General features: G+C 42.1%; 13 protein-coding genes and 2 pseudogenes. All 15 read right to left on the reverse strand.

Annotation, left to right across the window (positions count from 1 at the left end; all coding sequences use genetic code 11):
- Positions 1-60: 60 nt before the first annotated feature.
- A complete protein-coding gene (locus tag HMPREF2704_RS02350; protein WP_070464903.1) occupies positions 61-903 on the reverse strand; it encodes an aldo/keto reductase in 843 nt (280 codons plus the stop codon).
- Entirely contained in the window at positions 900-1,118 is a 219-nt protein-coding gene (locus tag HMPREF2704_RS02355; RefSeq protein WP_003018530.1) for a hypothetical protein, read from the reverse strand. The genes HMPREF2704_RS02350 and HMPREF2704_RS02355 overlap by 4 nt, the downstream gene beginning before the upstream one ends.
- Positions 1,119-1,249: 131 nt before the next feature.
- The gene (nagA, locus tag HMPREF2704_RS02360) at positions 1,250-2,407 is read right to left on the reverse strand and encodes an N-acetylglucosamine-6-phosphate deacetylase (protein WP_042760248.1); all 1,158 of its coding nucleotides are present in this window, start codon (positions 2,405-2,407) and stop codon (positions 1,250-1,252) included.
- Positions 2,408-2,560: 153 nt separating this feature from the next.
- Positions 2,561-4,192 carry a Na/Pi cotransporter family protein gene (locus HMPREF2704_RS02365; protein ID WP_037608308.1) on the reverse strand — a complete coding sequence of 544 codons (1,632 nt, stop codon included), beginning with the start codon at positions 4,190-4,192 and terminating at the stop codon, positions 2,561-2,563.
- A gap of 449 nt (positions 4,193-4,641) precedes the next feature.
- Complete coding sequence (rbfA, locus tag HMPREF2704_RS02370) at positions 4,642-4,992, reverse strand: 30S ribosome-binding factor RbfA (protein ID WP_003003976.1); 351 nt, start codon at positions 4,990-4,992, stop codon at positions 4,642-4,644.
- A 73-nt stretch (positions 4,993-5,065) separates the two neighbouring features.
- Positions 5,066-7,561: pseudogene (gene infB, locus HMPREF2704_RS02375) on the reverse strand (translation initiation factor IF-2); the annotation flags it as partial.
- A 95-nt stretch (positions 7,562-7,656) separates the two neighbouring features.
- Positions 7,657-7,780 (reverse strand): annotated as a pseudogene (locus tag HMPREF2704_RS11660) (translation initiation factor IF-2 N-terminal domain-containing protein); the annotation flags it as partial.
- 16 nt (positions 7,781-7,796) lie between these two features.
- Positions 7,797-8,096: a YlxQ-related RNA-binding protein gene (locus HMPREF2704_RS02380; protein WP_003010399.1), complete on the reverse strand. Its 300-nt coding sequence runs from the start codon at positions 8,094-8,096 to the stop codon at positions 7,797-7,799.
- Positions 8,089-8,385, reverse strand: a complete 297-nt coding sequence (rnpM, locus tag HMPREF2704_RS02385) for an RNase P modulator RnpM (RefSeq protein ID WP_003010401.1) — start codon at positions 8,383-8,385, stop codon at positions 8,089-8,091. The genes HMPREF2704_RS02380 and rnpM overlap by 8 nt, the downstream gene beginning before the upstream one ends.
- A 14-nt stretch (positions 8,386-8,399) precedes the next feature.
- The gene (gene nusA, locus HMPREF2704_RS02390; RefSeq protein ID WP_003010402.1) at positions 8,400-9,542 is read right to left on the reverse strand and encodes a transcription termination factor NusA; all 1,143 of its coding nucleotides are present in this window, start codon (positions 9,540-9,542) and stop codon (positions 8,400-8,402) included.
- A gap of 44 nt (positions 9,543-9,586) precedes the next feature.
- Positions 9,587-10,066: a ribosome maturation factor RimP gene (gene rimP / locus HMPREF2704_RS02395; protein WP_070845547.1), complete on the reverse strand. Its 480-nt coding sequence runs from the start codon at positions 10,064-10,066 to the stop codon at positions 9,587-9,589.
- Positions 10,067-10,163: 97 nt separating this feature from the next.
- A complete protein-coding gene (trmB, locus tag HMPREF2704_RS02400; RefSeq protein ID WP_024056398.1) occupies positions 10,164-10,799 on the reverse strand; it encodes a tRNA (guanosine(46)-N7)-methyltransferase TrmB in 636 nt (211 codons plus the stop codon).
- The gene (ccrZ, locus tag HMPREF2704_RS02405; RefSeq protein ID WP_003003852.1) at positions 10,796-11,590 is read right to left on the reverse strand and encodes a cell cycle regulator CcrZ; all 795 of its coding nucleotides are present in this window, start codon (positions 11,588-11,590) and stop codon (positions 10,796-10,798) included. Before ccrZ ends, trmB begins: the two co-directional genes overlap by 4 nt.
- Before the next feature lie 40 nt (positions 11,591-11,630).
- The gene (locus HMPREF2704_RS02410; protein WP_024056397.1) at positions 11,631-12,686 is read right to left on the reverse strand and encodes an ABC transporter permease; all 1,056 of its coding nucleotides are present in this window, start codon (positions 12,684-12,686) and stop codon (positions 11,631-11,633) included.
- The gene (locus HMPREF2704_RS02415) at positions 12,683-13,414 is read right to left on the reverse strand and encodes an ABC transporter ATP-binding protein (protein WP_024056396.1); all 732 of its coding nucleotides are present in this window, start codon (positions 13,412-13,414) and stop codon (positions 12,683-12,685) included. Before HMPREF2704_RS02415 ends, HMPREF2704_RS02410 begins: the two co-directional genes overlap by 4 nt.
- Positions 13,415-13,462 lie beyond the last annotated feature (48 nt).

Below are 13,462 nucleotides of genomic sequence, written 5' to 3' on the forward strand. Positions count from 1 at the left end.
GATCTTAAAAACCGAGAACGAAACTGTCCTCGGTTTTCATTAATAAATAGAAATTCTCTCTTAAAAATCTTTGGTGTCCGGATCTGGTGCACCTGCTTCAACCGGAAGATGGCGAAGGAGTTCCATATCATCTGCCGTCAATTCAAAATCAAAGCAATTTAAATTACTCGCAATCCGCTCAGGCGTAACCGATTTGGGCAATGGAAGGAAACCTTCTTGTAAACTCCAAGCCAGGGCTAGTTGGGCGACGGTCTTTCCATATTTAGTAGCCATTTCTTTTACTTGTTCATTTTGGAACAATTCTCCTTGGCCAAAAGGTCCCCAAGCCTCTAGTAAAATGCCATGCTTGCGACTCGCTGCGATGGCTTCGCTTTGGTAAACCCCAGGTGCTAGACGAATTTGGTTCACAGACGGGATGACCCGAGCTGTTTCAAGGAGCGCTTCCAAATGATGAGGAAGAAAATTGCTAATGCCAATAGCCCGAACCTTACCAACAGCTAGCATATCTTCCATGGCTCGCCAAACCTCAGCATTTCGTTTTTTCCAAGCATCATTTTCTCGAAGGGGCTTTGGATTTGGCCAATGAATCAAATATAGATCGACATAATCTAAGCCCAGTTTTTCAAGAGACACTTCCAAAGCAGCTTGGGCCTCTTCATAAGTATGATTCGTATTCCAAAGTTTGGTAGTAATAAACAAGTCTTCGCGCTTAAGACCACTATCCTTGATCGCACGACCCACACTCTCTTCATTTTGATAAATCGCAGCTGTATCGATATGGCGATAACCTGCTTTTAAAGCAGCTAACACAGCTTGATAGGCTTCTTCTCCATCCGCTGCTTTCCAAGTTCCAAATCCCAATACAGGAATCTCCACCCCATTATTTAAACGATAATGATTCATTTTTTCTTTCCTTTCTTCGATTTCGGTTTCTTAGGCCCTCGAAGCTTGAGCTCTGGCTTAAAAATATTTTTCTTGGTTGGCTCCATCTTCTTGCTATAAAAACTATAGAGTAAAAATGCCCCACCAACAATCACAATAAAGATATTTTTTCTTACAATCCCATAGAGCAAGAAAAAAATTCCCATCAATAAAAAACGTATATCAATTGCCTTCATAAGCTACCTCACATTTCAATTCCCATTATAGCATGAAAAGACAGCATTCACAAAATTGCACTACCATCGGTAAACAAAAACCTCTCTAGGTATGACTTAGAGAGGAAGTATTCTATCTTCGATTCTTGAATCTAATTGGTAGCTTGGTAACGTTTGACCCCATCGAGATAGGTCGCAACCAGATCCAAATTTTGATCAAGCACGATGAAGTCCGCGTCATATCCTTCTCGAATTTGACCACAAACATCATCAATATGGACTGATTTTGCCGGATTGAGGCTGGCCATCATCACTGCTTCGTGAGGGTTAGCAATCCCCCACTCTACAACATTTTTTAATCCATCTTTCAATTTCAAGATTGAGCCAGCTAGATTACCAGTTGATTTCAAGCGAGCAGTCCCTTCAGCAACCACGACTGGGAATTCCCCAAGCATGTAGTCCCCGTCTTCTAAGCCCCCAGCTGTCATACAGTCCGTAATCAAGGCAACATTTTCTTTGCCTTTTTGTTTCATCAGGATATCACACGCTAGTGGATCCACGTGATGGCCATCACAGATCAACTCTGCTGTAGTATGAGGCAACTCATACATGGCACCAACCATACCGAGTTCACGGTGCGTCAAACCACGCATACCATTGTAGGCATGTACCCAGACACTCGCACCTGCATCAACCGCTTTTTTAGCTTCTTCAAAAGTAGCATTGGAGTGTCCCAGAGCGACAGTCACTCCTTCTCCTGTAATGGTCCGAACAAATTCTTCCACCCCTTCACGCTCGGGAGCAAGGGCAATCTTATTCAACAGACCATTGGCAGCTTTTTGCCAAGCCCGGAATTCTTCCATACTTGGATCCTTCATATAAGATGGGTTTTGAGCTCCCTTGTATTTTTCTGTAAAATAAGGGCCTTCAAAATAAATCCCGCGAATCTTAGCTCCTGTTGCTTCTTTGTATCGTGCACCGATATTTTCAGTTACTGCCAAAAGTTGTTCGTAAGAGGAAGTCAAGGTCGTAGGCAAAAAGCTCGTAACCCCTGTACTCAAGAGCCCTTCACTCATGGTATGGAGAGTGCCTTCGATATTGTTATCCATCACATCTACCCCACCAAATCCGTGAATATGGGTATCTACGAGGCCAGGCGCAATGCTGTAACCAGAATAATCCAGCACATCCGCACCTTCTGGTAAGCTTTCCACATGTTTTCCAAACTTGCCATCAACAAGCTCCAAATAGCCTCCGCGGCGAACCCCATGTGGATAATAAAATTGATCTGCTTTAATATATGTAGACATAAAATCGTCCTTTCCATTGTAGGAACTGTGTTCCATTTATATTCATACATATTATAACGCTTTCACTTCCATTTGTAAATGGTCTAGACCTATTTTTGAATAGAATCCAACAAAAAACAGAGTAAGCTTCCTACTTACTCTGTTTGACGTTCCTTAAATTTGCTCGATTTGTACTTTTTCAGCGAGATTCATGGCATGGTCTGCAACACGTGTATAGTGAGAAATGATATCAATAAAGTTTACTCCGGCTTGAGGTGTACATTCGCCTTGGTTCAAACGACGAATATGGGTTTTCCGAAGTCTTTTCTCCAACTTTTCAATTGCCTCGTGACGTGCTACCAATTGGTTTGCAAGACTCACATCATTGTTCTCAACAGCTTTTAAGGCATCCTCTACAAATTGATGGGTTTGGTTGTAAATATCTTCCAATTCAGCCAAGGCCGCTTCTGAAAAGACCACTTTCTTACGAATTAAATAATCGGTCAGATTGATCAAGGCTTCCGCGTGATCTCCAATCCGCTCCAAATCCCGTGAAGAATCCAAGATATTGGTGAGAACTTCACTTTCTCTCGGACTCAAGGCTTCACTTGACAAACGAATCAGGTAGCGAGTCAAATCATCATCAATGGTATTGATGGCTTCTTCTGTCTTATGACCCTTTTCAGCTGTTTTCTCATTTTGATGAACAATATAATCATAAGAAAGATTAAAAGCTTTGTCTGCATATCCACCTAAATGAAGCAACTCTTTTTTCGCATTTCCAAGAGCAATCGAAGGCGCTTGGGTGATCAAGTTTTCATCCAAGTAGAGCGGTTCATATTTGACAACCTCATCCTCACCAGGAATCAGCTTGGTCACAAAGTATGCCAAAGCTCCAATGAATGGGAACTGGATGATGGTATTGGTTATATTAAAGGTTCCGTGAGCAAAGGCTATGGTCATTTCTGGGGATAAATGAAGAGTCGTTTCAAACCATTGAATCAAAGAGGTAAACGGAACAAGGAAGACAAGACAGATAATGGTTCCGATAACATTAAAGGCTACATGGGCACCTGCCACACGTTTGGCCGCAATATTAGCTCCCAAGGAAGCAATGATAGCTGTAATGGTCGTTCCGATATTATCACCAAAGAGAACTGGGAGGGCTCCTTTCAGGTCAATCAAATGACTAGCATAGAGATTTTGCAAGATACCAATGGTTGCAGAAGAGGCCTGAATCAAAAGTGTTAAGCCTGATCCAACAAAGACACCCAAGATAGGACTTTTACTTAACTGCACCATATAGTCACGAAAGACTTGCAAATCTTTAAGAGGTTCCATAGCCCCACTCATCAAGTTGAGGGCAAAGAAGATACCACCGACACCAAAAACGATTCGTCCAACATTATTAACCAAACGATTTTTGGTAAAGAAGAGACAAACCGCTCCGATAAAGAGCATGGGAAGAGCGTAGTCTCCTAATTTAAAACCAATGATAAAGGAGGTAATAGTCGTTCCAATATTGGCCCCCATAACAATACCAATAGCTTGACGGAGGGTTAGAAGTCCTGCACTCACCAGACCGACCGTAATCACTGTAACCCCTGAACTCGACTGAATCAAGGCAGTCATCCCAATCCCTACTAGAACCCCTAGAAAGGGATTACTCGTATATTTATCAATATAGTATCGAAGTCGATCTCCTGCAGCCTGTTGCAAGCCTTCTCCCATGGTTTTAATACTATAGAGAAAGAGCCCCAGGCCTCCCAAAAAGTTAAATACAATTTCCTGCCAGTTAATCGACATGTTCATTCCTCCAAATTTGAGATCAGAAATAAAACTCCTCTCCTATTGTAAAGGATAATTTCCAATCACACAAGAGATTTCTGTAAATTTCTATTATTTTTTGAAACCGTTTTTCCTTCTGTTTTATTTTCCTCGTTTTAAGAGCCAAAAAAAGAGGGTGGAAAATTTCCAACCCGAGACTGTAGACAAACTATTCTTTTTTATAAATCTAATAAATTCTATAAAAAGAAATGTTACTCGTTAGAGTGATTCAATCATCTACTGAAACTTTTCGTCGTGAGAAAAGTACCTGAAACTTAATAGTTTCAGGTACTCGGAATTATTGAGACCTTAGGCTCAATAATTAGTCATGGAACTTCAAAGAAGTTCGCTGACGTCCGTACTCACCTAAGGAAAGTTTCTAAGAAGACTTTGTCTTTCAATCTGGGCGTGGAAAATTTCCAACCTCTCTAGTCTTTGTTCAAATTGCGCAACATCTCATCGATCTTATTCCCGTATTCGATGGATTCGTCTTTCACAAAAGTAAGATCTGGAATCTTGTACAATTTCAGATTCCGACCTAATTCACGCTTGATGGTTCCTGTTGCTTTTTCAAGGCCTGTCTGAGCCTTTTGATTGTCTGAAGCCAAATCACTCATAATTGAATAATACACTTTGGCCATAGACAAATCACCTAGCATTTGAACATCCGTAATAGTAACGCCTTGAACACGCGGGTCACGGACTTTCTTTTGTAAAATCTCATTGACTTCACGCTTGATTTCCATCCCTACTCGATCTGTCCGAAAATGACTTGCCATAGGAACTCCTTTCTGCTTTGTGTTTAAAAACTAGGAAATCAGAGAAAATTCCTCTTTTTTCCTAGTCAGCCTCTTATTTTTTAATTTCTTCCATGATGTAGGCTTCAATGGTATCGTCTGTCTTGATATCATTGTAGCCTTCAATCATCAATCCACCTTCACGACCATTTGTGATCTCTTTGACATCATCTTTGAAGTGTTTCAAGCTTGCAAGAGCTCCGTCATAGATCACGACACCGTCACGAATGACACGGACTTTGGAATCACGTGTAACCTTACCACTAAGGACCATAAATCCACCAATGGTACCCACTTTTGAGACTTTAAAGGTTTCACGAATAACTGCTTCCCCGATCACTTTCTCTTCGAACTCAGGATCCAACATACCCTTCATGGCATCTTCCATTTCTTCAATCACTTTGTAGATGATTGAGTGAAGACGGATTTCCACCTCGTCAGCTTCAGCTTGTTGACGTGCTTGTGGAGTAGGACGGACGTTAAATCCGATGATGAAGGCATTTGAAGCTTCTGCAAGGGTCACGTCTGATTCGTTGATCGCACCAACTGCTGAGTGAACGATGGTCACTTTCACACCTTCTACTTCAATCTTTTGAAGGGAAGCAGCAAGAGCTTCAACCGAACCTTGTACATCGGCTTTAATGATGACATTAACGGATTTCACTTCCCCAGCCTTCAAGGTATCAAAGAGATTTTCAAGGCTGACGCGGTTGGTTGCTTGACGTTGTTTCATCAGAGCACGTTTGGCACGTTCTTCACCCGCTGCACGCGCTGATTTTTCATCTTCATAAACCGCAAAGTGGTCACCCGCCATTGGCGCTTCGTTCAAACCAGTGATAGAAACCGGAGTAGATGGTCCTGCAACCTTCACACGACGTCCAAGGTCATTGGTCATGGCACGGACACGTCCAAAGGTATTTCCGACAACGATTGGGTCTTGAACATTCAAGGTACCTTGTTGAACAAGGAGGGTTGCCACTGCACCTTTTCCTTTATCCAAACGCGCTTCGATAACGGTACCGATGGCACGAACAGTTGGATCTGCCTTGAGTTCTTGGATTTCAGCCACAAGAAGGACCGTTTCCAAGAGTTCATCGATATTTTGGTTGAACTTAGCTGAGATTTCTACAAACTCAGAATCGCCACCCCAGGCAGTTGACATAACCCCATGTTCCGCCAATTCACCGATGACACGTTCTGGGTTGGCACCTGGTTTATCAATCTTGTTAATAGCCACAATGATTGGGACATTCGCCGCTTTTGAGTGGTTAATAGCTTCGATAGTCTGAGGCATCACCCCGTCATCTGCCGCTACGACCAAGATGGTAATATCCGTAACAGATGCACCACGCGCCCGCATAGAAGTAAAGGCCGCGTGTCCAGGTGTATCCAAGAAGGTAATCTTCTTACCATTTTCCACGATTTGGTAGGCACCGATGTGCTGGGTGATTCCTCCCGCTTCACCTGTTGCTACACGTGAATTACGAAGAGTATCCAAAAGGGTAGTTTTACCGTGGTCAACGTGTCCCATGATGGTGACAACTGGTGGACGCTCTACCAACTCATCTGGATTCAAATAACCATCTTCAACGAAGAAGCGTTCGATATCGGCATTGTCCACTTCAACCTTTTTCTTGGCTTCAATTCCATAATCCACCATCAAGAGTTCAATCGTATCTCCATCCAGCGATTGATTTTGAGTCGCCATGACTCCCATCATAAAGAGTTTCTTGACGATTTCAGCCGGTTCACGCTTGATGCGTTTTGCGATTTCGGCAACCGTCATTCCATCCGTATACTCAAATTCACTTGGTAATTCATGGAATTTACGCTCTGTTACTGGTTTTGGAGCATCATTACGGTTGTTCTTTCCTTTTTTATTTTTCTTATTGTTATTCCAGTTACTATTTCTCTGATTTCTCACTTGATTTTGACTATTTCGATTCCTTTGTTGTTTTCTTGGACCATCTTCTTCACGATCAAAATCATCGCGTTTCTTATCTGGTCGCGCTTGTTTCTTCCGACGTGTATCGACTTGAGCTGGAGCAGCAGCAACAGCTGGTTTTGTATGGTTCTCAACAGCTGGCTCCTGTACAGGTGCTTTCACTTCTGGTGCTTCTACCCGTTTCCGGCGCTGTTGACGTTCTTGTTCTGCTTTTGCAGCTTGTTGTTTGTAGCGATCTTCACTTCCACGTGCGTATTCAGCATTTTGTTCAGCTTTCAGTGCTGCTGCACGCGCTTTGAAATCAACTTTTGGTGCCACTTGGGGTTGTGCACTACGTCTTTGATCTGGTCGGTTATTACGACGCTCAGAACCTTGATTTCGCTGTTCATTTCGCTCTTGTGGTCGTTGATTTCGGTTGTCACCATGACGCTGATTATCTTTGCGATCACGTTTTGGACGATTGTCTTGTTGTTTCCTACGTTCAGCCTGTTCTTTTGCACGCGCTTCTCGTTCCGCTTTAAAGTTACGACTCTTTGGTTTAGCAGCTGGCGTTACTGATTTTGTCTCAGTTGCTCCTTCTTTTTTGACAGGCGCTGCTTCTTTTTTCTCTGCGACAGCCGTTGTCTTGGCAGCCACTTCTGCTACTTTCTTTTCGACTGTTTCTTTTTTCGCTGCAAAGCTCTTGATCAGCTTTTCAGCAACATCAGTATCGACACTAGATGCATGACTCTTGACGTCAAAACCTAATTCTTTCGCACGAGTGACGACTTCCTTACTTTCCTTGCCCAATTCTTTGGCAATTTCGTATAATCTTTTCTTAGACAATTGCTGTCCTCCTCTTCTATTCCATAAGAGACCTCATTTTCTTTGAAAATCCAGCATCTACAACAGCGACGACCTTCCGGGCACGTCCAATTGCAGTGCTTAATTCTAGTGTTGAAAACACGGTAGATACTTGAACCTCATAATAGTGACCCTTATCTGTCACCTTTTTTGTCAGGTTACTAGCTGCATCATTTGCCAGAAAAACTAATTTTGCTTTTTCTTCCTGGATTGCTTTGATCACGAGTTCTTCTCCAGAAATTAGTTTTCCTGCTCTTTGCGCCAAGCCTAACAAATTACTTATCTTTTGCTTATTCAAGGCCTAACTCTCTTCTCTTCACCTTATGATCTACATAAGCAATCAATTCATCATAGAAAGCTTCTTCCACTTCCATATTAAAGCTACGATTAAAAACTTTCTTTTTCTTAGCAAGTGCCGCTTCTTCATTGTCTAGCTTGATGTAAGCGCCTCGACCATTGGCTTTGCCAGTTGGATCGATAAAGACTTGTCCTTCTTTATTTTTGACAATGCGGAGCAAATCGCGCTTATCAATAATTTCATTTGAAACGACAGATTTTCTTAAAGGGATTTTTCTTGTTTTTACCATGTTCCCTCCCTCTCTTAATCGACTTGCTCTTCGCCACTTTCTACTTGGTCTTCAAAAGTTTCTTGAGCTGCTTCCATTTCTTCGAACTCACTAGCAGATTTGATATCGATGCGGTAACCAGTCAAATGAGCTGCCAAACGAACGTTTTGACCACGACGACCAATGGCAAGAGATAGTTTATTATCTGGAACCACAACGAGAGCATGTTTGCTATCTTCATCATCAAAAATAACTTGGTCCACTTCTGCAGGGGCGATCGCATTGTAGATAAATTCAGCTGGATCTGGAACCCATTCGATGACATCGATATTTTCTTCTGTCGGAACCATACGGTCTAATTTCTGATCGTATCGAGCTGGGTGGAACTTGCTGGTAATCTTTTTAATATTCGATCCACCACGACCAACGATAGTCCCAATCGCATCTACGTTTGGGTTATGGCTACGAACCGCAACTTTTGTACGATCTCCAGCTTCACGCGCTACACTCATAATCTCAACAGTTCCATCATAGACTTCAGGAATTTCCTGTTCCATCAAACGTTTGATCATTTCAGGATGGCTTCGGCTAACAAAGACATTGACACCACGTGGATTATCTTCTACCTTGTAGACAAATACTTCAATTCGATCATGAGATTGGAACACTTCTCCTGGAATTTGGTCTTGCTTAGACAATTGAGCTTCGATTGAGCCAAGATTGACATAGATAAATCGATTGTCAAAGCGCTCCACCGTTCCACTCATGATTTCATTTTCATGTTCTTTATAAGTGTTATAGGTGATGGTGCGCGTTTGCTTACGCATTTTTTCCATGATCGTTTGTTTAGCAGATTGAGCTGCTACACGACCAAATTCAGCTGGTGCTTCTTCAAACTTGATCTTGTCCCCCAACTCATAAGCAGAGCTAATGGCTAAGGCATCCTTCAAGCTGATTTCTAAACGGCTATCAAAGACTTCATCCACCACTTCACGAACCGTATAAACACGGAAATCTCCAGTTTTTTCATTGAATTCAATCGCTGCACTTTCTGATTGTCCATAACGACGGCGATAAGCTGAACGCAATGATTCTGTGACGGCTTCGATGATATCTTCTTTTTTGATCCCTTTGTCTTCTTCCAAAATGCGGAAGGCTTCTAGCATTTCTTTACTCATGTTTTTCTTGCCTCTACTATAAAGGCATCCTTTCTTTCATTCTGTTACAATTTTACAGCCAACCTTGCTTTGGACACAAGGTTATAAGGAATTTCTACAGTTTTCTTTCGTGTTTTATCCATATACTCAATGGTCAAAACATCCTCTTCAAAACCTACCAAGTTCCCCTCAAAGACCTTTTGCTTTTCAACAGCCTTATACAAGCTGATATTGACATACTTGCCAACAGCTCTCTCGAGTGCTTCCTTGGTTTTCAAAGGTCTCTCCAAGCCAGGACTGGTAACTTCTAAAAAGTACTGTTCTGGAAATGGATCTGGTTTGATTTGATCCAATAGCGGGCTAATGATTTCTGTCAAATCCGCTGTATCATTCAGTGTGATCCCTTCTGGTTTGTCTACGAAAATGCTTAAGACGTAGTCACCACCCATTTTGCCATATTCAACATCAACCAATTCAAATGGTTCCTTTATAGCTGGCTGAATCACTTCTGTTACTAAGTCAACAATCGTTGCGATGGTTGCCACCTCCTCATAGATAAGAGGCGAAGATATTTCCCCGCCTCTCCTTTTCTATTCATTTAATGTATTATAGCACGATTTCCCAATGATTGCAAGGAATATGCTAAAACTGTGCTTCTACACGGTAAATGACCTGGCCTTTACTTGAGAACTTCTTCTCATATTCCGTCATGACATTGCCCTCAAAGTCACTAGCATGAAGGTCTAACCAGACTCCCTTCAAAGTCATTCCATATTGCGAAAAACTCACCAAACTGTATTCAAACAAACCTCGGTTGTCTGTTTTAAAGTGAATCTCCCCATGTTCTGGAAGAATTTGCTTGAAGGTATCCAAGAAGGTCTTGTATGTTAAACGACGCTTCTCATGACGTTTCTTAGGCCAAGGATCTGAAAAATTCAGATAGAGTTGATCGATTTCTCCATCTTCAAAATAGTTGGTCAAGCTATCCCCGTCTACCCAAAGCAATTTAATATTAGGAACATCAGCTTCTAAGACCTTATCTAAAGCATAACTCAAGACTGATTTTTGAATATCAATTCCGATGTAGTTGATCTCTGGATTGGCCTTGGCCATCCCAGTAATAAAGGCCCCTTTTCCGCTACCCACTTCGATATGAATAGGATGGTCATTCCCGAAAATTTCATGCCATTTTCCCTTGGCATCTTCTGGATTTAGGACCACATATTGCGGGTTCGCTTCTAATAATTCAGTCGCTCCCTTGCGATTTCTAACTCTCATATTTCCTTTCCATATTTCAACCGGAAATTGCGCAGAGCATAGATCTCGCGATTGACATTTTCTAAATCATTATTTTCATAGTATTTAGCAATTTGGCACAAGAAAGAGTATTGACCAAACCAATAGAGTTTATCAAATACTTTTTGATTGTACTTGTAGCCATAATAGCCTAACCAATCGCGCCAATTAGAATCTGGGATATAGTGACTCAAGATATGCGCCACATCCAACATCCGGTCTGTCAAACGAACAGAGTCCCAATCGACTAGATAAATCAAGCCGCTCTCTGTCTCAATCCAGTTACTATGACGAACATCTCCGTGGACGATCGTCGCATAATCCTCCCGAAAGGCAGGCACTGTCTTACGTAAATTCTTTACGACTGATTGGATATAGTGGTTCTGACGTAGGGCAATTGGCAACCGGTTGCTCCAAGAATTGAGCAATTCTAATGGAGATTCCACAGGATAGCCAAGTTTTTTCAATTGGGTCATCAAAGGTCTAGAACGGTGCAATCTCGTTAAAATATTGACCACTTGTTTTTTTGACATCCCATTTGGCGTGAGAATTTCCCCATTCAACCATTCTTGGGCACTCATCACATTTCCATCTGGCAATCGTCGACTCCATAACAATTGAGGAGCAATCTGTTCTTTTGCTAGACCCGCAAGGATTGGGGTCGTATTCATTTTTACAAAAACGCGCCCACCATCTGGGTAGGTCCCCATGTAGGCCTTCCCACTCTTCCCAGGAATTGGGGTGAGGCTTAGCTCTTTTTCATTCGAGTCCATCTTTTCCTCCGTAAAAAGTTTCCAATCTATTTTACTAATTTTAACGACTTTCGTCAACCAAGCGCGCCATCTTAAATGGAAGATAGAGTAGGATTAAAGCAACTGTATAAGCCAATAAGCCTAACAACAGGACTTTATCTGAAATAAAGACCAGGCCAATTCCCCCTTCTATCACCGTTATCATCCCCATGACCAGCTGAATCGTTTTGTTCAACCCTGCCTTTTTACTACCCTTTTTCATCGGGAAAAGGAGAGTCAAGGGTTGGTAATCAAAAGCACTGTAAAGCCCCAGTAATTGAAAAATAACCAAGTAATTGAGCAAGGCTACAAGGGCAATCACTACGAGAGGTTGGGGAATAAAGATGATAGCGAGAATGGAAAGAGCCAAGAGTCGGAGAGTCATAGAGAAAAGATCTCCATTCCGTAGGAAGGAGCGCGTATATAAGTGAAGCCACGTATTGCCATGTGTTTTGGGAAGAAGCCCTAAGAAACCATCCAAGTAAGCTCTTCTTTTGACACTATTAGTGATCCCTTTCACCGTTGTAAACAAGGCAAAGAAGCGAAGGATCAATTGTTTCCTTGCATTCTCACGAGCAATGGCTAAGGTCCAATTCAAATTTCCATCCTGGTAGAAGCGCGCTTTCTTCCAGCTAAAAACAGCCCCTTTAGCCACTCCTAAGACAAGGATATAGGCTACAATAGCAAGTTTATCCAGCCCCGTTGCCAGAAGAAGAGGCACAAATAATAGAAGGACAACACTTTGAATCAAAAACCAAAACACAAAAGACTTCTTGGCCTGCCCTTTGATATAACGTTTCACTTCCTCTTCCTTTACTAAAAGGAATAAAGCATCGGGCTTCTCTAAGTAGGTCGCAATGGAGCCTATCGGAACCAAGAGGAGCAAGCCAATCATGAGACTCCAGCGGATCAGGCTTGTATCTTTGGGTAGATCTTGCAAGAATTGGCTGTATTGAACCGCCAAAAATCCTATGAAAATCAGCATAAAGAGGACGAAATGATCATTGAGAACATAGCGGCTATATTTTACACATTGAGTTCGAAACGTTTCTTGCCGTTTTTTCATCAACTCTTTCATGCTGTTTCCTCTTCTGTCAAGGTCATGTAGATATCATTTAGACTTGCTTTCTCATCCCCAAAAGTTGAGCGCAGCTCGTCCAAGGTCCCTTTTGCTCGGATCTGACCCTTATGTAGGATCACAAAACCATCACACATCTTTTCAGCCGAATCCAGAACGTGGGTACTCATCAAAATCGATTTTCCTTTTGCTTTCTCATCGGCCAATAACTGAATCAAATCTGCAATCGCAACAGGATCCAATCCCAAAAAGGGTTCATCGACAATATAAAGACTTGGATCCACTGCATAGGCACAAATAATCATGACCTTTTGCTTCATCCCTTTTGAAAACTGGGTCGGGAACCAATCTAATTTTTCAGCCAAACGGAATCGTTCCAACAAAGGCTGGACGCGCACCATGACCTGATCCATGTCTAAATCATAGGCCATAGCTACGGTCTCGATATGCTCTCTCAGGGTTAATTCTTCATATAGGCTAGGGGTTTCTGGAATATAGCCGATTTTTTTACGATAGTCAGTTGGAGCTTCTTGAAGACTCAAGCCGTCAATCCGTACTTCCCCAGCATAAGGATGCAGGAGACCAATAATTTCATTAATCGTGGTTGACTTCCCAGCTCCATTTAGTCCAATCAAACCAATCAGTTGGCCATCTGGAACTGAAAAACTCACCTCTTTCAGGACAGGGATGTTGACATAGCCCCCTGTCAACTTGTTGATTTCTAACATATTTTCTCCGATTTCTGGTATAATGTTCTTATATTATAACAAAATTTA

It is taken from the genome of Streptococcus sp. HMSC076C09 (assembly GCF_001837905.1).
GTDB lineage: Bacteria > Bacillota > Bacilli > Lactobacillales > Streptococcaceae > Streptococcus > Streptococcus parasanguinis_I.